Source organism: Salipiger sp. CCB-MM3 (genome assembly GCF_001687105.1).
Lineage (GTDB): Bacteria > Pseudomonadota > Alphaproteobacteria > Rhodobacterales > Rhodobacteraceae > Salipiger.
Map to the genome: position 1 here is coordinate 743,475 of NZ_CP014596.1, position 20,253 is coordinate 763,727.

The 20,253-nt window shown below is 64.0% G+C and carries 18 protein-coding genes and 1 pseudogene; 6 read left to right on the plus strand and 13 right to left on the minus strand.

Going from position 1 to position 20,253, the window contains the following annotated elements:
• Positions 1 to 134: 134 nt before the first annotated feature.
• The 4 genes from AYJ57_RS17195 to AYJ57_RS17210 all read left to right on the plus strand — a co-directional run bounded on the left by AYJ57_RS17195 (position 135) and on the right by AYJ57_RS17210 (position 4,161).
• Positions 135 to 1,559, plus strand: a complete 1,425-nt coding sequence (locus tag AYJ57_RS17195; protein WP_066108810.1) for a circularly permuted type 2 ATP-grasp protein — start codon at positions 135 to 137, stop codon at positions 1,557 to 1,559.
• Positions 1,560 to 1,563: 4 nt separating this feature from the next.
• Positions 1,564 to 2,517 (plus strand): alpha-E domain-containing protein, encoded by a 954-nt coding sequence (locus AYJ57_RS17200; RefSeq protein ID WP_066108812.1) that lies wholly within the window; start codon positions 1,564 to 1,566, stop codon positions 2,515 to 2,517.
• The gene (locus tag AYJ57_RS17205) at positions 2,514 to 3,347 is read left to right on the plus strand and encodes a transglutaminase family protein (RefSeq protein WP_066108814.1); all 834 of its coding nucleotides are present in this window, start codon (positions 2,514 to 2,516) and stop codon (positions 3,345 to 3,347) included. Before AYJ57_RS17200 ends, AYJ57_RS17205 begins: the two co-directional genes overlap by 4 nt.
• Positions 3,348 to 3,438: 91 nt before the next feature.
• Complete coding sequence (locus AYJ57_RS17210; protein WP_066108816.1) at positions 3,439 to 4,161, plus strand: peptidase; 723 nt, start codon at positions 3,439 to 3,441, stop codon at positions 4,159 to 4,161.
• Between the two features lie 90 nt (positions 4,162 to 4,251).
• On the opposite strand, the gene AYJ57_RS17215 is transcribed toward AYJ57_RS17210, so the two are convergent.
• The 9 genes from AYJ57_RS17215 to AYJ57_RS17255 all read right to left on the minus strand — a co-directional run bounded on the left by AYJ57_RS17215 (position 4,252) and on the right by AYJ57_RS17255 (position 11,086).
• On the minus strand, positions 4,252 to 4,776 hold the full coding sequence (locus AYJ57_RS17215) for a chemotaxis protein CheD (protein ID WP_066108821.1): 525 nt from the start codon (positions 4,774 to 4,776) through the stop codon (positions 4,252 to 4,254).
• Positions 4,773 to 5,807 carry a CheB methylesterase domain-containing protein gene (locus AYJ57_RS17220; protein ID WP_066108823.1) on the minus strand — a complete coding sequence of 345 codons (1,035 nt, stop codon included), beginning with the start codon at positions 5,805 to 5,807 and terminating at the stop codon, positions 4,773 to 4,775. Before AYJ57_RS17220 ends, AYJ57_RS17215 begins: the two co-directional genes overlap by 4 nt.
• A 309-nt stretch (positions 5,808 to 6,116) precedes the next feature.
• A complete protein-coding gene (locus tag AYJ57_RS17225) occupies positions 6,117 to 6,476 on the minus strand; it encodes a chemotaxis protein (RefSeq protein WP_066108825.1) in 360 nt (119 codons plus the stop codon).
• Between the two features lie 2 nt (positions 6,477 to 6,478).
• Positions 6,479 to 6,865 carry a response regulator gene (locus tag AYJ57_RS17230; RefSeq protein WP_066108828.1) on the minus strand — a complete coding sequence of 129 codons (387 nt, stop codon included), beginning with the start codon at positions 6,863 to 6,865 and terminating at the stop codon, positions 6,479 to 6,481.
• Between the two features lie 9 nt (positions 6,866 to 6,874).
• On the minus strand, positions 6,875 to 7,741 hold the full coding sequence (locus tag AYJ57_RS17235) for a CheR family methyltransferase (protein WP_066108830.1): 867 nt from the start codon (positions 7,739 to 7,741) through the stop codon (positions 6,875 to 6,877).
• Entirely contained in the window at positions 7,738 to 8,205 is a 468-nt protein-coding gene (locus AYJ57_RS17240; RefSeq protein ID WP_066108833.1) for a chemotaxis protein CheW, read from the minus strand. The genes AYJ57_RS17235 and AYJ57_RS17240 overlap by 4 nt, the downstream gene beginning before the upstream one ends.
• On the minus strand, positions 8,198 to 10,333 hold the full coding sequence (locus tag AYJ57_RS17245; protein ID WP_066108835.1) for a chemotaxis protein CheA: 2,136 nt from the start codon (positions 10,331 to 10,333) through the stop codon (positions 8,198 to 8,200). The genes AYJ57_RS17240 and AYJ57_RS17245 overlap by 8 nt, the downstream gene beginning before the upstream one ends.
• 10 nt (positions 10,334 to 10,343) lie before the next feature.
• Complete coding sequence (locus AYJ57_RS17250; RefSeq protein ID WP_066108838.1) at positions 10,344 to 10,718, minus strand: response regulator; 375 nt, start codon at positions 10,716 to 10,718, stop codon at positions 10,344 to 10,346.
• Complete coding sequence (locus AYJ57_RS17255) at positions 10,715 to 11,086, minus strand: hypothetical protein (protein WP_237220220.1); 372 nt, start codon at positions 11,084 to 11,086, stop codon at positions 10,715 to 10,717. Before AYJ57_RS17255 ends, AYJ57_RS17250 begins: the two co-directional genes overlap by 4 nt.
• A 305-nt stretch (positions 11,087 to 11,391) precedes the next feature.
• Here AYJ57_RS17255 and AYJ57_RS17260 point away from each other — a divergent pair, with 305 nt between their 5' ends.
• Positions 11,392 to 13,059, plus strand: a complete 1,668-nt coding sequence (locus AYJ57_RS17260) for a thiamine pyrophosphate-dependent enzyme (RefSeq protein WP_066108841.1) — start codon at positions 11,392 to 11,394, stop codon at positions 13,057 to 13,059.
• An 84-nt stretch (positions 13,060 to 13,143) separates the two neighbouring features.
• Here AYJ57_RS17260 and AYJ57_RS17265 read toward each other — a convergent pair whose 3' ends face one another.
• Both AYJ57_RS17265 and AYJ57_RS25550 read right to left on the minus strand, forming a co-directional pair.
• Complete coding sequence (locus AYJ57_RS17265) at positions 13,144 to 14,232, minus strand: hypothetical protein (protein ID WP_157374225.1); 1,089 nt, start codon at positions 14,230 to 14,232, stop codon at positions 13,144 to 13,146.
• 216 nt (positions 14,233 to 14,448) lie between these two features.
• Positions 14,449 to 15,162: pseudogene (locus AYJ57_RS25550) on the minus strand (IS5 family transposase).
• Positions 15,163 to 15,462: 300 nt separating this feature from the next.
• Here AYJ57_RS25550 and AYJ57_RS17275 point away from each other — a divergent pair.
• A complete protein-coding gene (locus tag AYJ57_RS17275) occupies positions 15,463 to 15,669 on the plus strand; it encodes a SlyX family protein (protein WP_193789530.1) in 207 nt (68 codons plus the stop codon).
• 22 nt (positions 15,670 to 15,691) lie between these two features.
• On the opposite strand, the gene AYJ57_RS17280 is transcribed toward AYJ57_RS17275, so the two are convergent.
• A complete protein-coding gene (locus AYJ57_RS17280) occupies positions 15,692 to 16,465 on the minus strand; it encodes a hypothetical protein (RefSeq protein WP_066108848.1) in 774 nt (257 codons plus the stop codon).
• 151 nt (positions 16,466 to 16,616) lie between these two features.
• Entirely contained in the window at positions 16,617 to 20,114 is a 3,498-nt protein-coding gene (gene dnaE / locus AYJ57_RS17285) for a DNA polymerase III subunit alpha (protein WP_066108850.1), read from the minus strand.
• Positions 20,115 to 20,253: the final 139 nt, after the last annotated feature.

The following is a 20,253-nucleotide window of genomic DNA, read 5'->3' on the forward strand; positions in this document are numbered from 1 at the left end:
AAGATCGGATTCGACATGGCGAAATCGCTCTTTTTTTGGGCAACCAAATCGGTGCCAAGATTGTTTTTCGACATGAGGGGCTTTTCCTCCGGTCGCGAAACATGGAACGTGAGCCTCAGAGCGAAGGGATTATTATGAGCGCCACGAAGCCAGCGATTTTCAATGAGATGTTGAGCGGCGACGATGTTCGCCCGGCCTATCAGAATCTGGAGAAATGGTATCGGTCCATGCCGGCCGAACTGCGCAGCCTCAAACAAAGCGAGGCCGAGGCGCTGTTCAGGCGGGTCGGGATCACCTTTGCCGTTTATGGCGAAGGCGGGGACCCCGAGCGGCTGATCCCGTTCGACATGTTCCCGCGTGTGCTGACCGCGCTGGAGTGGCGCAAACTCGATCACGGCGTGCGGCAGCGGGCCGCGGCGCTGAACGCCTTTCTGGCTGATGTCTACGACCGCCGCGAAATCATCCGGGCCGGCCGTATCCCCGAACATCTGGTCACCAATAACGAAGCCTTCGAGAAGGCGGCCATCGGCTTCCGTCCGCCGCGCGGCGTGTTCAGCCACATTGTCGGCGTCGATCTGGTGCGCACCGGACCCGATCAGTTCTACGTTCTGGAAGACAACTGCCGGACGCCCTCGGGCGTGAGCTACATGCTGCAGAACCGCGAGATCATGATGCGCATGTTCCCGCAGCTGTTCATGGAAAGCCGCATCCGTCCGGTCGATGGATATGCTGGCCTGCTGAAAAAGACGTTGGCTTCGGTCGCGCCGCAGAAATGCCAAGGCGAGCCGAATGTGGTGATCCTCACCCCGGGGCAGTTCAACTCGGCCTATTACGAGCACAGCTTCCTTGCCGACCTGATGGGCGTGGAACTGGTCGAAGGGCAGGACCTGTTCGTCGAGGGCGATTTCGTCTGGATGAAGACCACCGAGGGCCCCAAGAAGGTCGACGTGATCTATCGCCGGATCGACGATGCCTTCATCGATCCGCTGTGCTTCAAGCCCGATTCCATGCTGGGCGTGCCGGGGCTGATGAGCGTCTACCGCTCGGGCGGCGTGACCATCTGCTCGGCTCCCGGCGCGGGCGTGGCCGACGACAAGGCGATCTACACCTATGTGCCCGAGATGATCCGCTTTTATCTCGGCGAGGAACCGATCCTCGAGAACGTGCCCACATGGCAATGCGCCAAGGCAGACGACTGCAAATACGTGCTCGAGAACCTGTCGGAGCTTGTGGTCAAGGAAGTGCATGGCTCGGGCGGCTATGGCATGCTTGTCGGGCCGAAATCCGACAAATCGACCATCGAGTCCTTTGCCGCGAAAATCCGCAAGAACCCCGAGAATTACATCGCCCAGCCGACGCTGGCGCTCTCGGCCTGTCCCACGTTCGTCGAAGAGGGGATCGCGCCGCGTCACGTCGACCTGCGCCCCTATTGCCTTGTCGGCGAGAACATCGAGCTGGTGCCCGGCGGCCTGACCCGCGTGGCGCTGACCGAAGGCTCGCTCGTGGTGAACTCGTCGCAGGGCGGCGGGGTCAAGGACACCTGGGTATTGGCGGAGTGACGACATGCTGAGCCGGACTGCAGATCACCTTTACTGGATGGCGCGCTACATCGAGCGCGCCGAAACCACCGCCCGCCTGCTGGAGGTTGGCGCGCGCAACGCGCTGCTGCCCAACGCCACCGGCGGCTATCGCAACGACTGGGAGGCCGTGCTTCTGGCCAAGGGTGCGCTCGAGCCCTTCATCGAGAAGTACAAGGACACCAATCAGCGCAATATCGAGACCTTTCTGTTCTTCGATGCCGACAACCCCAGTTCGGTGTTCTCCTGCCTTGCCGCGGCGCGCGAGAATGCCCGTGTCGTGCGCACCGCGCTGACCGCGCCTGCGTGGGATGCGATCAACTCGTCGTTTCAGGAACTCAGACAGCTTCAGCGCACCGAGCGCAGCAAGCTGATGGTCACCGATCTTTGCGAATGGACGCTGCGCGCCTGCCAGTTGATCCGCGGCGCCTTCATGTCGACGCAGCTACGCAACGACGGTTACGACTTCATGGGCATCGGCACGACCATCGAGCGGGCTGACAACACGGCCCGGCTGATCGACGTGAAATACTACGTGCTGCTGCCTTCGGTGAATTACGTCGGCTCGGGGCTCGACCAGAGCCAATGGGCGCTGCTGCTGCAGTCGATGACAGCGCAGCGCGCCTTCAATTGGAGCTATCAGGGCGAGATCACCGCCGCCAAGATCGCGCATCTGCTGATCCTCAACCGGCGCTTCCCGCGCTCGCTGCGGGCCTGCGTGCAATGGTATTGCGAGCATCTCGACGATCTGGCCGAGAACTACCAAAACGGCACCGAGGCGCAGGAGGTGGCGCATAAGCTGCTGGACGATTTGCGCAATGCGACGGTGGACGATATCTTTGAAGAGGGGCTGCACGAATTCCTTGCCCGGTTCATGACCCGCAACGCCGAGGTCGCGACCACCGTGCACAATGTCTACCTGAGTGGGATGCCGGCATGAGACTTTCCGTCCGCCATATCACCCGTTACCGCTTTGATCAGCCGGTGCGCGGCATCGTGCAGTCGCAAAAACTCTGGCCTGCGTCGAGCGCGGGCCAACGCATCCTGTCGTGGGAGGTCACCTCCGAAGGCGCGCAGACCGGCGCGGAATTCGTCGATGGCGGCGGTGACATGATCCGCCTTGCCACATGGCGTGGCCCGCTGACTGAACTGACGGTCGAAGTGCTGGGCGAGGTCGAGACGACCGATCTGTTCGGCGTTCTGCGCGATCATCGCGAGCGGGTGCCGCCTTCGGCCTATCTGCGCCCGACGCGGCAGGTCGAAGCCGATGCCGAGCTGAAGATGCTCTCTGCCGTGGCACTGAAGGGGATGGAGGGCGCAAGCGCGCTCGACCGTGCCCATGCGCTGAGCCGCGCCGTTTCGGGCGCCATTGCCTATAAACCGGGCGAGACGCAGCCGCATACCACCGCCGCCGAGGCGCTGGCGGGGGGCGTCGGCGTGTGTCAGGACCACGCCCATGCGCTGATCTCGGTGGCGCATGCGGCGGATATGCCCGCGCGCTATGTGACCGGTTATCTGCAGGCGAACGAGGATGGCAGCCCGCATGAGGCCAGCCATGCCTGGGCCGAGATCTGGGTGCCCGAACTGGGCTGGGTCGGCTTCGACGCCGCCAATGAATGCTGCCCCGATGACCGCTACGTGCGGCTCGGCTCGGGCTATGATGCGCTCGACGCCGCGCCGATCCGAGGGCTCGTGCAGGGCGGCACGCCCGAGGAGGAGTTGGAGGTCGAGGTCGTGGTGACCGCGGGCCAGCAACAGCAGCAGCAATAAGCGCGCGACCTATCCGTTCGTTCAGGATTGCGACGCTAGGGTAGTGGGGCTATATCAGTGCGCTGCTAGCCTTCAAGGGACTCAGGGACAGATGACATATTGCGTCGGATTGCTGCTGGATGCGGGCGTTGTCCTGCTGTCCGACACGCGCACCAATGCGGGGCTCGACAATATCGCGACCTACCGCAAAATGTTCCTGTTCGAGGCTCCCGGCGAGCGGGCGATCGGGATCATGACCGCCGGATCGCTGTCGATCACCCAGACCGTCATCGCGCGCCTGAACGAGGCCAATGACGACCCCGACTCGGAACGCTCCATCCTGCGCGCCAGTGGCATGCTGCAGGTGGCCGAGATCGTTGGGGCCACCCTGTCTGACGTGACCTCCGAGGTGTCGGGCAAGATGGAGCGGATGAACCAGAACGCCACCGCCTCGATGATTGTGGCCGGCCAGCGCAAGGGCGGACCGATGCGCATGTTCCTCGTCTATCCCGAGGGCAATTTCATCGAAGCGACGCCCGACACGCCCTTCCTGCAGATCGGCGAGCATAAATACGGCAAGCCGATCCTCGACCGTGTGATCTCCTCCGAGACCACGCTCGCCGACGCCGAGAAGGCGGTGCTGCTGTCGATGGATTCGACGCTGCGCTCGAACCTCAGCGTGGGCATGCCGCTTGATTTTGCGGTGATCGAGCGCGACGCGCTGGCGGTCACCCTTCGGCGGCGGATCGAGCCCACCGATGAGGCGTTTCAGAAGATGAGCCACGACTGGTCCGAGGCGCTGCGCAACGCCTTTCAGGAAATCGACGCGGTCTGACCCTCGCCGCGGTTGGGGCGGGCCTAGGTGCGTGCCGGCTGGAGCGTGGGTTCCGGCTGGAGCGGGGGGCGATTGCATGTGCGCCGGTTCTCAGAACAGGGTGATCTCCGTCTGCGGTGGCTTGGGCGGCGTGATCGGCGCGACCGCCTCGATCTCGCCGGGCACGATGAACTGCCGGACGCGCCCGTCCGTCGCCCAAAAGCGGATGCGCCGCGCCGACGTTCCCCCGGTGCTTTCCGAGGCCAGAGGGATCGCCTCGTTCTGCAGAAACTCCTTGGCAAAGCGCACGTTCGAGGCACCAATGTCGCGCAGTTGGCTCAGCATATTGGCGCCCCCAAAGAGCTTCGCCGTGAGCCGTGCCTTGCGCGCCCCGCGTTTCAGCAGCCCGTTGATCAGAAGTTCCATCGAATACGCCCCGTAGCGCACGTTCTCTCCTTCCTTCCCGGCACGCTCCGGCAGGAGGAAATGGTTCATCCCGCCCACTCTGGCCTCGGGGTCAGTGAGGCAGACGGCGACGCAGGATCCCAGAACCGTCGACAGAACCTCGGTTGGGGCGGAGGAAATCCGGTACTCGCCCTGGATGACGTTCACCAGCTTTTCGGCACTCTCGGTCATGGCGCGGATCTCCTTCCACAGTGGCTGGGGGCATCCGCCGCGCAGGCGCGCAGAAGCGCGGGGCCGATCTCGGGGAGGGGCAAGGTCGATTGCGCCGCGCCCAACTCGCGCGCGGCGCGGGGCATGCCGTAAACGATGCAGCTCGCCTCGTCCTGAGCGATGGTGGTCGCACCCGCCTCGCGCAGCGCCTTGAGCCCCTGCGCGCCGTCGCGCCCCATGCCGGTGAGCAACGCCGCCACCGCCCGCGACGCGCCGGGCAGGGCGGAGGTAAAGAGCGCGTCCACCGACGGCATGTGGCCGGAGATCGGCTCGCCCGCGCGCAGCGCAATCCGCATCGGCTTGCCGCCTGCCAGATGCAGATGCGCGCGGCTGCCCGCCGCGATGACCACCTGCCCGTGATCCACCCTTTGGCCGTCCCGCGCCGGGCGCACCTCGGCGGCGCATTGCCTGTCCAGAAGCCGTGTGAGGCTGTCGCCAAAACCGCCGCCCGTATGTTGTACGATAAACGTCGGCGGGCAGTCCTGCGGAAAGGACGACAGCACCGTAAGCAAGGCGTCGACGCCGCCGGTCGAGGCGCCAAGCAGGATGAAACGATTGCCTCTCGGCCCTGCGCTAGCGACGGGCGGCGGGGCCACGGGGGCCCCACGTCGGCGCGTGGTGCGCGTCAGCGTGCGCAGTTCGGCAGCCAACTGGTCGGGCAGAATGCCGGGGTCGATGGCGAAAAGGTCCGACCTTTTGTCCCATGGGCTGGCGGGAGCATCGGGGCGGGGGGCGCTGCACGCCTTGATCACCAGCCAGCGCACGTCGAGCGTGGCGAAAAGCGCGCGCATGACCTCAAACTCAGGCAGCATGGCGAGCCCCTCGCCGATCAGAACCGCCATGGGCTCACGCTCTTCCACGGCGGTGTATGTCGTCATCAGATCGTGGGTTTCAGAGATCACATCGATGGCCTCCGCGCCGCGCAGTCCCGCCGCGATCTGCCGACGCAGAGCCAAATCGGTATGGGCGACGATCAGGGATATCTTCGGCATCGATTGCGGCCTCCATGGCCTCGAAAGGTGGGTCGTTTCGGCCGGTCACACGCAGTTGCGCCCGCTGTCAGCTAGGTATCGCTCCGGTATACATGCGACGCCTGTCGTCTATCCCAACGCGCGCGGAAGCCAAATTCGTCCGCATTTTGCATCGCCGGTGTCGGCGTTCCGGGCGGGTATGCGGCGATGCTCGAGCCTTCCCTGTCGCTTCCGGTTTTCTCCACGCGGATACCTTGTCCGGGTCCGGCAAATTCCAGAGTGGTTCGGGTGACGCGCCTTCGCGGCTGAGTGCAGAATAGAGCTGACCCATCAGAACATTTCCGGAGCATTGGGCGTCAGTGCTTCGTTCTTTGTGCCGCCAAGCCTCCCTGCAAGTTCGCGCAGGGGAATGCGGCTCAGCGCGTCCTGAAGATCGAGTGTCGTTTCACTGTCCAGCTGGCGAGCAAGCCGTTCGACATAGCCCGCCAAAGCCTCAGTCGATTGCGCAAGCACGTCCAGCTCTTGAAAGGCGGTGATCGCAACGGAGCCGAGACGCGCATCCGCACTGTCGGAATAGAGATGCTCCATCCCATGCTCGAGACGCTCGAGCCGTTGCTGCAGGCGGCGAATTTCCCGTGACAGAAGCCATGTCGCCTCATGGGCGGTGAGGGGAACGCTGACACTGGTCATTTTCAGAGCCGCCCCACCACGCTTTCGATGCATTGCTTCATGGCTATGGACGTAAAAGGCTTCTTTATCATATTGTTGAGCCCCAACTGTTTGGCCTGCGTCACCATGTCCGGGGTTGGTTTGCCGGTCACCAGAATGAAGCCGATTTTCTGGGTCGCACGGTTCTGGCGCACCGCTTTGAGCAGGCCAAGTCCATCCATATTGGGCATATTGAAATCGGAAAGCACCAAGTGCACAGGACTCGCTGCGAGCCGGGCAAGTGCCTTGCTGCCATCGTTTTCGGTGATGTAATTGCTGATCCCAATCTCGTCGAGGGCTTGGGTGATGAGGCCGCGGCTTGTGGCCATATCGTCCACCACCATGATCCGCAGCGAATCCTTCAAACTCATCTTGTTCTCCTAAGTCAGCTGCGTCGGTGCGGGCAGCGCGCGCTTGCGATAAGTGGTCACGCCAGCGGTCGCGAACTCATTGGTGGCAGGGCCGGAAAGCCGTTCCGAGTGGCCAATGAACAGAAACCCTCCCGCGCGCAGCATGGTGGCAAATCGGGTCCAGAGGCGCTGTTGAGTGTCCTGATCGAAATAGATTGCGACGTTTCGGCAGAAGATCGCATCGAAGGGTCCTTTGAATGGCCAGTCGCAGATGAGGTTGAGTTCGGCAAAGCTGATCAAACGTTTCAGGTCCTGACTGATCTCGACCTGCTCGGGCTCGCCGGGCGTGGGTATCAACCAACGGCTCTGAAAGGAGCTGGGCACCGCCGCGCAATCTTCGCGCAGGTAACTGCCCCGCCGTGCGCGGCGCAAAATTGCTGGATCGATGTCGGTGGCCAGAATTCGTAGATCTGCAGGGAGCGATTGGAGCCCGTCCAGCAGCGTCATCGCGATTGAGAAAGGTTCGGGCCCCGAGGAACAGCCAGCTGACCAAATGCGGATGCGGTTCTGTTTGGCGAGTTCCGGGAGCAGCACGTCGCGCAGCGTGTCGAAATGATGTTTCTCGCGGAAAAAGCTGGTCACATTGGTGGTGAGCGCCGAGACAAGTTCGAGCCGTTCGTCGGCCTCATCTGCGCGGTCGACAAGAGCCATATACTCGCGAAATGAGGACAAGCCACGTGCCCGCAGCCGCCGCGCGAGGCGAGAATAGACCAATGGCTTCTTGCTGACCGCGAGGCTGAGGCCAAATTCCGCCCGCGCAAGTTGTGCCAGCGCTTCGAAATCCGCGTCGGAGAAAGAGAACTCCTCCGGCATTTCGGCAGCCGCGGCGAGGCTCATGCGGCGGCCCCCCCGTCTTGGTCGAGTACCGCGTCGAGATTGACCACACGGACCATGGTTTCGCCGACGGAAATCACGCCGAGAATGGCTTGTCTGGCGGCGTCGGATTTCATGTCCGGCGTTTCCTGTATCGAGGATTTTGCCACCGACAGGATCTCGGAGACGGATTCCACCAGCAGGCCGATCGTTGTGCCGCCCGCCGCCGCGACGATGACCACATTGCGCTCATTGTCCGGGGTCTCGCCAAGCCCGAAGCGGGCGGAGAGGTCAAAGATTGGGATGACCGCGCCGCGCAAGTTCATCACGCCGAGCACATCATCGGGCGTGTGCGGCAGTTTGGTGACCGGGGTCCAGCGGCGGATCTCGCGGATTTGCATGATCTCGAGACAGAAACTCTGGTTTCCAGCAGAAAATGTGATGAATTCGAACTGCGTCTCAGTCGGTCCCTCGTCGGCGTCAAGCATGGCGAAGCTCCAGTTTCGGGGGGGTGATCGCGGGGAAATAGGGGGCGGCGGGCTGCAATTTGACCACTTCTTCAGGGTCGAGGATCAGGGCGATCTTGCCGTCGCCGAGGATCGTCGCGGCCGAAACGCCGGGGATCGCGGCGTAGTTACTCTCAAGGCTCTTTATGACGACTTGCCGCTGGTCGTGGATCGCCTCGACCCTCAGCGCGGTGAGGCCTTGGCTTTCGGTGCTGACAAGCAGCAGTACCCCTTCCCCCGCGGCTTTTCGCGTGGCTGCGAGGCCGAGGTTAAACGCCACATCGACCACAGGCACATAGGCGCCACGGACAAGGATCACCACGCCCTTGGTCCCGACAGCGTGCAAGTCGCGCTGACTTGGGCGGATGGTTTCGATGATCGAGGCGATTGGGATGACCATCGTTTGATCGGCGACGGAGATCACGAAGCCGTCCATAACTGCCAGCGTGAGGGGAAGAACGATGGTGAATGTGGTACCCGCACCCGGCGTGGAGGCTATTGATACCCGTCCGCCGAGCGCAGCGACCGCGTTTTTCACCACGTCCATTCCGACGCCGCGCCCCGAGAGGTTCGAAACCTCGCTTGCGGTGGAGAAGCCGGGCAGGAAGAGGAGGTTGTCGATCTCTGCTTCGGACAATTCAGCCTCGGGCGCGATGAGCCCTTTCTCGATCGCCTTTTCGAGGATTCGGGCGCGATTGAGCCCTGCGCCATCGTCGGCGATTTCTATGAAGACGCTGCCCGATCGGTGCGACGCGGAGAGCCGGATGGTACCCACCGCTTCTTTGCCCGCCTCTGCACGTCGGTCGGCCTTTTCCAGCCCGTGATCAACCGCGTTCCGCACCATATGCGTGAGCGGGTCGGCGAGCCTTTCGATCACGGTCTTGTCGACTTCGGTGGAATCGCCGACGGTCACCAGCCGGGCCTTCTTGCCCGTAGCCTCCGCAGCTTCGCGCACAATGCGCGACATGCGCTGGAAAAGCGGCTTCACCGGCTGAGCGCGGATCGCCATCACTCCTTCCTGAATGTCGCGGGCCAGCAGCTTGTAGGCTTCCAACTCGTTGGTCAGATGCGCCACTGCTGGCAGTTCCAGTTCTTCGATGCGCTGGGAGATCATTGCCTGATTGATGATTAGCTCGCCCACGGTGTTGATCAGCCGGTCGACGCGTTCGAGATCGACCCGCAGCGTGGGCCTTGGTCCGCGCGCCTCGCCACGCGCCTCGGCCAGCCGTGCTTCGGGGGCGTCTGCGGGGATGTTGCGGGCATCCGGCGCGGGCGGAGCTGCTGGGCCAGCCTCGGACGGAGCGCTGGACTGGACGGGCGTGGGGGTGTCGGGCATTTCGCCGTCAGTCTCGCGGATGTCGAGATCGCATAGGGATTCCACAAACTCGAAGATTTCGTGGAGCACCGTCTCGGGCTCGGCGGTTTCGAGCAGAATGGACCAGGACATCACCGCGCCATTGGGATCGAAGGCGTCGAATTCGGGCAGGCCCGAGAGGTCCGCCGTGACCTGTACCTCGCCAAGCTCGGCCAGCGCGTCAAAGAGCAGCAATGGTTCGTGGCCATTGGCGTAGAGGGCCGGCATTGGCTTGAAGTGGATCCGGAAGCGGCGCAGGGACGCGCCCTCGCTCTCAGCGTCGGGCACCGCCTCGGACGGCTCGGCGAGGTCGAGCGGCGCTGCTTCGAACGCGAGGGTCACGGCGTCGAAGCTGAAGCTGTCGTCCTTGTCGGCCTCGCCGAGGTAGCTGTCCAACTCCTTGAGGATCGTGGCCTCGGACTCGGCATTGGGCTCGCGCTCGTCGCGCGCCGCCTCGACCAGATCGGCAAGCTGATCGCCAGAGCGGTGGAAGAGATGCATCAGCTCTTCGGTGACTTTGAGCTCGTGGCTGCGGACCTTGTCCATCACCGTCTCGAAGGTGTGCGCAAAGCTGACCAACCGGTCGAGGGCGAAGGCCCCGGCGCCGCCCTTGATTGAGTGCACGGCGCGGAAGACGGCATTGACCACATCCATGTCATCCGGGTCCTGCTCCATGGAGGAGAGCCCTTCCACCAGCGCTTCGAGCAGTTCCTCGCATTCCTCGAAGAACGTATCGCGGATCGAATTTCCCGACATTGTTTTGCTCCTACGCCATATGCCCGGTGAGCCGGCGCAGAACCGACACCAGCGACGCATCGTCGAAAGGTTTCACGATCCAGCCGGTCGCCCCTGCGCTGCGCGCCCGCGCCTTGAGATCGGCACCGCTTTCGGTGGTCAGCACGATGATCGGGACGGTGGTGCGGTTAGGGCCATTGCGCAGCTCTTCGATCACCCCGAACCCGTCGAGATTGGGCATGTTGATGTCGGTGATCACCACGTCGGGTTCGACTTCGGAGAATTGTTCGACCCCTTCGACGCCGTCACAGGCCGAATAGAACTCGAAGCCCGCGCCTTCGAGCGAGACGCGCAGCAAGTTGCGGATCGTGCGGGAGTCGTCGATCGCAAGGACCTTGGTCGTCATTGCTCTGCCTCCTTGCCGGTCGGGCTGGCCATGGTGGATGTGTCGGCGAAATCGGAAGTGGTGGTTTCGGCGCTGGCAGGGCCAGCGCGGTGCCCCGGCGGATCGAAATGGCCGGGCGAGAGACCGAGCCGCTCCAGCCCGGAGCGGAAGGATTCGGTGATCTCGGTCAGCGAGAAGGGCAGGTTTTCCGCCGCCCATTGCTTCTGTGCCACGAGCAGGATCTGCAGCCGGTGCGCATCGAGCCGCAGGACATCGCGGACGGAGATCGAGACCGGAGCATGGCGCGCACCGAGCAGGAAGGGAACAAGCGGGTCCTCGCCATTGCGGTTGCGCGCGGGGTCGAGCACGTGGCTGTGAAGCTCTGTCATCGCGAATTCGGTCCTTTCCCACGGGAGCGCCTGGGCCGCCCGCAGCCTGATCACCAAAGCTTTGCCCAAGGGCCCGTGCAGGCCGGTATGGCGCGTGCAACGTGGCAAGGGGGGGCTGCCCCGATGCACGGCCTGCCGGTGCCCGCACGGGCCCCTGAACAGGATCGAGAACTACAGGCCGGGTCTTAACAAAGCGTTCTGGCGCGCGGGGAAACTGGGCGGGCAGCTTTGTGCGGGGCCGTGCTTGCATCCGCCGGGCCGGGAGCGCACAAATCTCCAAACACAGCCTGGCAGGGAGCGGGACGATGACGCGGAACGGTGGAGAACTGGTGGTGGAATGCCTGATGGCGCTGGGGGCGACACGCGCCTTCGGGGTGCCGGGGGAGAGCTATCTGGCGGTGCTCGACGCGATGCATGACACCGGCGGCAAGCTCGATTTCGTGCTCTGCCGACAGGAGGGGGGCGCGGCCTTCATGGCGGCGGCGCATGGCAAGCTCACGGGCAGCCCGGGCATCTGCATGGTCACCCGTGGTCCCGGCGCGACCAATGCCTCGATCGGCGTGCATACGGCGATGCAGGACAGCGTGCCGATGATCCTGCTGGTGGGGCAGGTGGCGACGGACATGAAGGAGCGCGAGGCGTTTCAGGAACTGGACTATCGCGCGGTCTTTGGCCCGATGGCGAAATGGGCGACCGAGATCGAACAGGTTGAACGTATTCCCGAAATTCTCTCCCGCGCATGGATCACGGCGACCACCGGGCGCCCCGGGCCGGTGGTCGTGGCGCTGCCCGAGGATGTGCTCATGGCGCAGACCGACACGCCCGCGCTGAGCGGCTCGGCCAAGGTCTTTCCTGCCGAGCCTTCGGCGGACGCGATGGCTGAAACCATGTCGTTGCTGCAACAGGCCCAGCGGCCGCTCATCGTGCTTGGGGGCGCGCATTGGGATGGTCCCTCGCGCGCCGCGCTGCAGGGCTTTGCCGAGGCCTCCGACATCCCGATCATCACCTCTTTCCGCTATCAGGATCAGGTCGACAGCGCCTCGCCCTGCTTCTGCGGCGATGCAGGCGTGGGTATGACCGCCGGGGTCAAGGCGCTGCTGCGCGACGCCGATGTGATCCTCGCACTGGGCACGCGCTTCGGCGAGAATATGACCGATGGCTACACGCTGCTCGAGGTGCCCGAGCCGCGGCAGAAGGTCATCCATGTGCACGGCTCGGACCGCGAGATTGGTAAGGTTTATCAGCCGGTTCTGGGCATTCATGCCGATCCCGGCCGTTTCGTGCAGGCGCTGCCCGCGCATGTTTCGGGCAAATGGACCGCTTGGCGGTCCGAGGCGCGCGCGGCCTATCTCGCCTTCATCGACAAAGCACCGGCGCAGCCCGGACCGGTCGATATGGTGGCCGTCTGCCGCCACATGCGCGAGGTCTTGGGGACCGATCTGGTGCTGACCAATGGCGCGGGCAATTTCACCGTCTGGCCGACCCGCTTCTTCAGGTTCCGTCCGGGGATGCGGATGTTGTCGCCGCAGTCGGGGGCCATGGGCTACGGCGTGCCTGCGGCGGTGGCGGCAAAGCTGGCGCGGCCCGAATCCACGGTGATCTGCTTTGCCGGGGACGGCGATTTCCAGATGACCGGCCAAGAGCTTTCGGCGGCCCGTCAGGCCGGGGCTGCGGTGATCGTGCTGGTGCTCAACAATGGCACCTATGGGACGATCCGCGCCCATCAGGAGCGCGAATTCCCCGAGCGGGTCAGCGGCACTTCGATCGTCAATCCCGATTTCGCGGCGCTCGGGCGGGCCTACGGTCTGCATGGTGAGCGGGTGAGCAGCACCGAAGATTTCGCCGCCGCCTTCGAGCGCGCCCGCGCCGCGCCGCATGGGGCCGTTGTGGAACTGGAGATCGCCGCCGAAGCGCTGACTCCCTATCGTACGCTCAGCGAAATCCGTGCCGGGGGGCTGGCCGCCAAAGCCTGAGCCCCGGCGCTCGGGCCTGCAGAACCGCATGGAGCCTCGCGCTGCCGGGGCTCCATGCGCATCCACGTAGTCCTCAGTCGGGGCTCAGTTGGGCTGAAAGTGGCGGTAGAAGTTGCGGAAGAACCCGTCAGGCGACAGCCACTCCTCCCAGACCTCGCGCACCCTTTTCTGCTGATCGACGAAAGCCTCGTCGCTGAGTCCGCGGTGATGGGCCAGAAGGATCTCGCCCGCGCGGTCGTGCTGATCTTCAGGGACCCAGACCAGTTCTTTGTGCCAGTCGATCAACCCGTCGTAGGGCAGCACGCAGCCGGTATCGAAGAAGAGCGGCGGCCGCCCGGCTGCCATGATCTCGTAAAAGCGCAGGGAGTAATTGCCCACGCCGCGAACGCAGAGGCTGTAGTCGCAATCGCGCAGGTTGCCGAGGAAGACCTCCAGCGCACTCTGTCGCGCCTCGGTCTTGGCGTCTGCGCTGGTTTTCTTGTTCGCACCGGCGAAGAAGTCGCCGCGCAATAGGAACTGCGTGTCGATCCCCGGCGTGTCGAGCAGCGTCTGAACGGCTTTGGCGCGCAGAAACTTGTAGCGGTAACTCTTGCGCAGAGGCGCCGAATAACCGCTCATCCGGCGCTCGGACAGTCGCGGGAGCGAGGTGCGCGCGAACTGGATCGCCCGTGTTTTGACGCGGGGCCGCGTGACTTGGCCACAAAAGCCGATCGACGGGCTCTGCTGCTTCTCGCGCAGAGGGGCGGGGCCGCTCATGTGATCGGGAACCCATGCGGGAAGGCCAAACTCATTCGAGCGGCGCTTTCCTTCAACCGTCGGCGTGAACAAAAGCGCGTTGGGCGCGGGAAACTTGTAGTCGAAGTCGCGCTCGTGAAAGACGATGACCTGCTTGCCCGCATCGGCGGCCTTTTGGGCAAATTGCAGGGCAACTTCGGTGGTGCCATCGGCAAGGTAGCGGTGCCATGTGCTGGGCAGCACGGCAAATTGTGCGTCGTCCATCGTGTCGGCAAGTTCGAAATAGCCCGGCCCGTTTGCCTTATAGGCGTCGAACACATTGGTGCCCTCGGACCAGAACGCCGATTCCTCTTTGCCGAGGAAGGGGATGAGCATCGCGCAGTGCATTTGGTTTACGGGGGAGGCGTATTCAGGATCGGTAAAAAGTCTCAGACGCATGAAAACTCCGGTTGATACAATGCCGCCGCCGGGACGGGGGTCCTGAAAAATAAGTTGCAGTAGTCAAATCTGTGGAGATGGCTAAAATGAGCCTTATCAGAGAAAGTTAAGTGAGCTCGTTCGAGTTGGCAAGCGTTCCACGTGCTGGCCTGTCAGGGTCAGGATTCGTAACAAGTAGATGAGGGTTGCCACGAGCGCGATGGCCGAAATGAGAACTTACGGGCATCGGCATAGCGGGGCGCAACGCGTCTCCAGTCCTTGAGCCTGCGGATCATGATCTCAATCCGGTTGCTGCGCTAATACCGGCCCCAATAACATTTGATCGGGGTGCTTGCGCTGCTTGCGCACGCGGCGAAGGCGCGTATCCCTTTGACTTGTGTCTTGCGACTCTCCTTGGCCCCAATCGGCTTCATAGCCGTGAGCCCCGAGCAGCGAATCGACATCTGGATGCCTGTCGCAAAGCGCCCGCGCACCAACGTAGTCGCTCAGCTGTCCTGCCGTGACGAACAGGTTGAGGGGACGCGCCCCTGCCTGTTTCATAGGGCCTGCAGCTTCGTGTTCATCCCGCCCTTGGTCCGTAATCACGTCGCCGCGACCCCCTTTTTGGGCGCCCAGACCGGATGACGTTCGGTGAGCCTTCGGTTGGGTAACGTCAATAATCACGGTCTTCTTCTTGCGATGTCCGGCAGCGAGTCCTGTCATCGTCTTCGCGAAAATGCCTTTGTCCCCCCAACGGTTCCAGCGGTTGTAGAGCGTGTTGTTGGGGGCATAATCCTTAGGCGCATATCGCCAGCGCAACCCATTGCAGTTGATTAAGATAATCCCACTCAGGACACGCCGATCATCGACGCGCGGCTTGCTGTGGGACTTCGGGTGGTATGGCTCCAGTCGCGCCATCTGCGCATCGCTCAGCCAGAAGAGATTTGACACATATCACCGCTCTGTTTTCGTACGGTGAGTCGTGCCCCTTCGCCGCAATCAGTGGGTCCCGAGCCTAGCGAAGAAGGCTTCCGCGATACACGGGGCCATTCAGCCAAAGCCTGTGCGGAAAACCACGTGGCAATGACGAAAGCGCGGGCGAAGCTGCTCGGCCTTGCGGCCGCACACAGGGGCAAAGTGCCGCCCCCTTCCTCTTCGTGACTTGCCCCTCCCGCCCATGGACTCCGCCGGTCTCTCTGCCTATCTGCAGCCGAAAGGAAACCGCCACCATTTGCCGAAGGAGGCGCTGCCATGTCGCAAGAACTGGAAAGCCTGCAGGAACGCATCGCGCATCTTCTGCGCGCGGTGGATGATCTGTCCGAGACCGTGGCGCGGCAGGACAAGGACATCGCCCTGCTGCAATATCGGGTGCAGATGCTGCTCGAACGCGAGGCCGAGCGCGAGACCGACGGTGGCGGCGGCGTGGTCATCGGCGACGAAAGGCCGCCGCACTACTAAGCACGACTGAACACCGCGCGGCTCAGTGCCGTTCGAGCGCGACCACCTGCCCATCGTGCAGCAGCATGTTCACATATGAGGCGCTGCCGAAGGTCGGATAGACGCTGAGGAAGGCGGTATCGCGCGCCAGCCGGGTCATCGCGCGGCCACAGGGCTTGCCGCTGGAGACGCGGCAGACCTCGGCCTTCACCGTCTCATAGGCACCCTCCACCGGCCCGCTCGGCAGCGTCTGTCCCGCCAGCCCATAGCGCAGTTCTTCATGCAACTGCGGCGCGCCAAAGAGCGCCAGCGCGCCGGTCACCTGCCGCGCGCAGCCATCGTCGAAGCCGGTGATATAAAGCGCCCGCGCCGCGGTGGTGCCGGGGCGGCTGTCATAAAGCACATAGCCGCGGCGGTTCTCGGGGTATTGCGCCACCGGAACGCCAAGCTGCCGGCCCGGCACGCCGCAGACCCGCGCGATCTCGCCGTAGGGCAGGGCGGTGCCAAAGGGCACCTGCTGCGCATCCGGCCCGCTGCCCGCCTTTGCAGCGCTGGCCCTGCCGCCGAGCCAGCCAAGCAGCCCGCCCTGCGGCGCCGTTTGCGCGCGGCGCGCGGGGGTCTGTGTGCTTTCCAGAAATCCACCGTCTTCGGTCAGTTCGGCCTCCGAAGGCAGCGCGGCGCTCTCCCCAGCGTCCTCGGCCAGCTCGACCTCGGACAGGCGCGGCACGTCGCGCGTCTCGCTGCAGGCGGCCAGCGCCGCCAGTGCAAGGCCGCAGCCAAGGCCTCCGAAGCGTGAAGTCAGGGCAGGGCGGTGCAAGAGGATCTCCCGGCTGAGGTCTGGCGAAGGTGTTTCGGAGGCCATCACGGCGCCGCAAACGTTAACCTTCGTTTAACCTTTGGCCGGGGCCAAATCTACAAACCCTTTGTGCCGCGCGGAAAATCGGCGGCGCTGCGCCGAGGGCCGGGGCTCAGAAGTCCTCGACCGCCAGCACCCCGCCCAGTGATTTCACCGCGCCCTTGATCTCGGGCGTCACCGGGAAGTCCTGCTGCAGGTCCATCTCGACCTCGCCGGGCAGCCCGTTGTCGGCAAGGCAGAGCCGGATCGGCCCGCGCCCGGCCTTGGGCATCTGTTCGGCGGCGCGGCTCAGCACCGAAGCGATCTGGTTGATTGCGCCCGCGCCCTCGATCCAGATCTTCAGCCCAGTCGCCCCTGCGCCCGCAACCACCTGCTCGACCGGCCCCACCGAGCGCGCCAGCAGCTTGAGCTGGTCGCTCTCCATCGTGGCCTCGACGGTGATCACCACCTTCGAGCCGGTCTCGAGAAACTCGCGGCTCTTCTCCAGCGTCTCAGAGAACAGCGTCACCTCATAGGCGCCCGTGGGATCCGACAACTGCGCAAAGGCAAAGCGGTTGCCCTTGGCCGATTTGCGCTCCTGCCGCCCGGCGACGACGCCCGCCAGCTTGGCGATGCACGGACCGCCGCGCGCCTTGTTGGTCGCCTCCTCGAGGGTCATCACGTCGCGCCGCTTCAGCGCGGGCATGTAATCGTCAAGAGGGTGGCCCGAGAGGTAAAAGCCGATGGCCTTGAACTCTTCCGACAGCCGCTCTGCGGGCAGCCAGTCGGGCACCGGCGAAAGCCGCGGCTCCGGCAGGTCATCCCCGGCCTCGCCGAACAGCGAGACCTGCGCCGACGCCTTCTGCTCGTGGATCGCGGCAGAATAGGCGACCAGCGCATCGAGACTGTCGAACACCCGGCGGCGGTTCTTGTCGAGCTGATCGAAGACACCGGCGCGCGCCATCATCTCCATCGGGCGCTTGCCGACGCGCTTCAGATCGACCCGCCGCGCCACGTCAAAGAGCGTGGTGAAGGGGGTATCGCCGCGCCCCTCGACCACCAGCCGCATGGCATCAAGGCCGACGTTCTTCAGCGCGCCAAGCGCATAGACCAGCTCGCCCTCGACCACGTCGAAGCTCGCCTGCGAGCGGTTGATGCAGGGCGGCACATAGGGCAGCTTCAGCCCGTTCTTCGTCTCGTCGAAATAGACGGCGAGCTTGTCGGTGAGGTGGATATCGCAGTTCATGACGCCTGCCATGAACTCCACCGGGTGGTTCGCCTTCAGCCAAGCGGTCTGGTAGGACACCACCGCATAGGCCGCCGCGTGCGATTTGTTGAAACCGTAGTTGGCGAATTTCTCCAGAAGGTCGAAGACCTCGGTGGCCTTCTTCTTGTCGACGCCGTTCTCAGCCGCGCCCTTCTCGAATTTCGGACGCTCGGCGTCCATCGCCTCCTTGATCTTCTTGCCCATGGCGCGGCGCAGCAGGTCGGCGCCGCCGAGCGAGTAGCCCGCCATCTCCTGCGCGATCTGCATCACCTGTTCCTGATAGACGATGATGCCCTGCGTCTCGGCAAGGATGTGGTCGATCGAAGGGTGCACCGAGGTGATCTCGCGCAGCCCGTTCTTGACTTCGCAATAGACCGGGATGTTCTCCATCGGGCCGGGGCGGTAGAGCGCCACGAGCGCCACGATGTCCTCGATACAGGTGGGCTTCATGCGCTTGAGGGCATCCATCATGCCCGAGCTTTCCACCTGGAACACCGCCACCGTCTTGGCCGCCGAGTAGAGCTCGTAAGTCTTCTCGTCATCCAGCGGGATGAGGTTCATCTGGTTTTCCGCGCCCTCGGGCGGATCGTAAAGCTCTGCGCCATCGGCGGCGACATGGATCGGGCGCCCCGACTTCAGGATCAGGTTCACCGCGTTTTGGATCACCGTCAGCGTCTTGAGGCCAAGGAAGTCGAACTTCACCAGACCCGCCTGTTCCACCCATTTCATGTTGAACTGGGTGGCAGGCATGTCCGAGCGCGGATCCTGATAGAGCGGCACCAGCTGATCCAGCGGCCGGTCGCCGATCACCACGCCCGCGGCGTGGGTCGAGGCGTTCCGCAGCAGCCCCTCGACCTGCTGGCCATAGGTCAGCAGCCGGTCGACGACCTCTTCGTTGCGGGCCTCTTCACGCAGCCGCGGCTCATCCTGCAGCGCCTTCTCGATAGAGACGGGTTTGACGCCCTCTACGGGGATCATCTTCGACAGCCGGTCGACCTGCCCATAGGGCATCTGCAGCACCCGGCCCACGTCGCGCACGGCGGCCTTGGACAGCAGCGCGCCGAAGGTGATGATCTGCCCCACTTTGTCGCGCCCGTATTTCTCCTGCACGTAGCGGATCGTTTCCTCGCGCCGGTCCATGCAGAAGTCGATGTCGAAGTCGGGCATCGACACACGTTCGGGGTTGAGGAAGCGCTCGAACAGCAGCGAGTAGCGCAGCGGGTCGAGGTCGGTGATGGTCAGCGCATAGGCAACCAGCGAGCCCGCGCCCGAGCCGCGGCCCGGACCGATGGGAATGTCGTTGTCCTTGGACCATTTGATGAAGTCGGCAACGATCAGGAAGTAGCCGGGAAAGCCCATGCCCTCGATGATGCCAAGCTCGAAGTCGAGCCGCTTCTGGTATTCCTCGACCGAGACCGCATGCGGGATCACCGCCAGACGCGCCTGCAGGCCCTCATTGGCCTGCCGCCGCAGTTCCTCGACCTCGTCGTCGGCGAACTTCGGCAAGATCGGATCGCGGCGATAGGCCATGAAGGCGCAGCGCTTGGCGATCTCGACGGTGTTCTCGATGGCCTCGGGCAGGTCGGCGAAAAGCGTCGCCATCTCCTGCGGGCTCTTGAGGTAGTGCTGCGACGTCAGGCGGCGGCGCGGCTCTTGCTGGTCGACATAGGCCCCCTCGGAAATACAGATCAGCGCGTCATGCGCCTCATACATCTCGGCCTTGGGGAAATAGACGTCGTTGGTGGCGACCAGCGGCAGGCCCATCTCATAGGCCATCTCCACATGGCCGCGCTCGGCGATGCGTTCCTCTGGCGGCAGGCCGTTCTCTCCGGGGTGGCGCTGCAACTCCACATAAAGCCGGTCGTCGTAAATCTGATGCAGCCGGGTCAGCAGCGTCTGCGCCGCGGCGCGGTGGTTCTCGCGCAGGTGACGGCCAATGGGGCCGTCGGGGCCACCCGAAAGGCAGATCAGCCCCGCGCCATAGGTCTCGAGCTCCTCCAGCGTCACATGCGCCTCCTGCCCGTCGCCGCGCAGGTAGAGGCAGGAGTTGAGCTTCATCAGGTTCTCGTAGCCGCGCTCGTTCTGCGCCAGCAGCACGATGGGGGCGGGGCTCTTGGGCTTTTCACCCGGAACCGGCTCGACATAGCGCAGATCGACCTGACAGCCGATGATCGGCTGCACGCCAGCGCCGCTGGCGGTCACCGAAAACTCCAGCGCCGAAAAGAGGTTGTTGGTGTCCGTCACCGCCACGGCGGGCATTTCCATGGCCTCGCAGAGGCCCGGCAGCTTCTTCAGCCGCACGGCCCCTTCAAGCAGGGAGTATTCGGTATGGACGCGGAGGTGGATGAATCGGGGATCGCTCATGACGGCAGAGTATTGCGCCCGTGCGCCGCGCGAAAGAGCCGCCGTGGCCGCGACGCCGAACTTTGACCGGGTGGTGCCAAAGGCGCTCCCAGAGGCGTTGCCTCAAATCGGTTATGCAACCCCACATTTGCGCAAACTT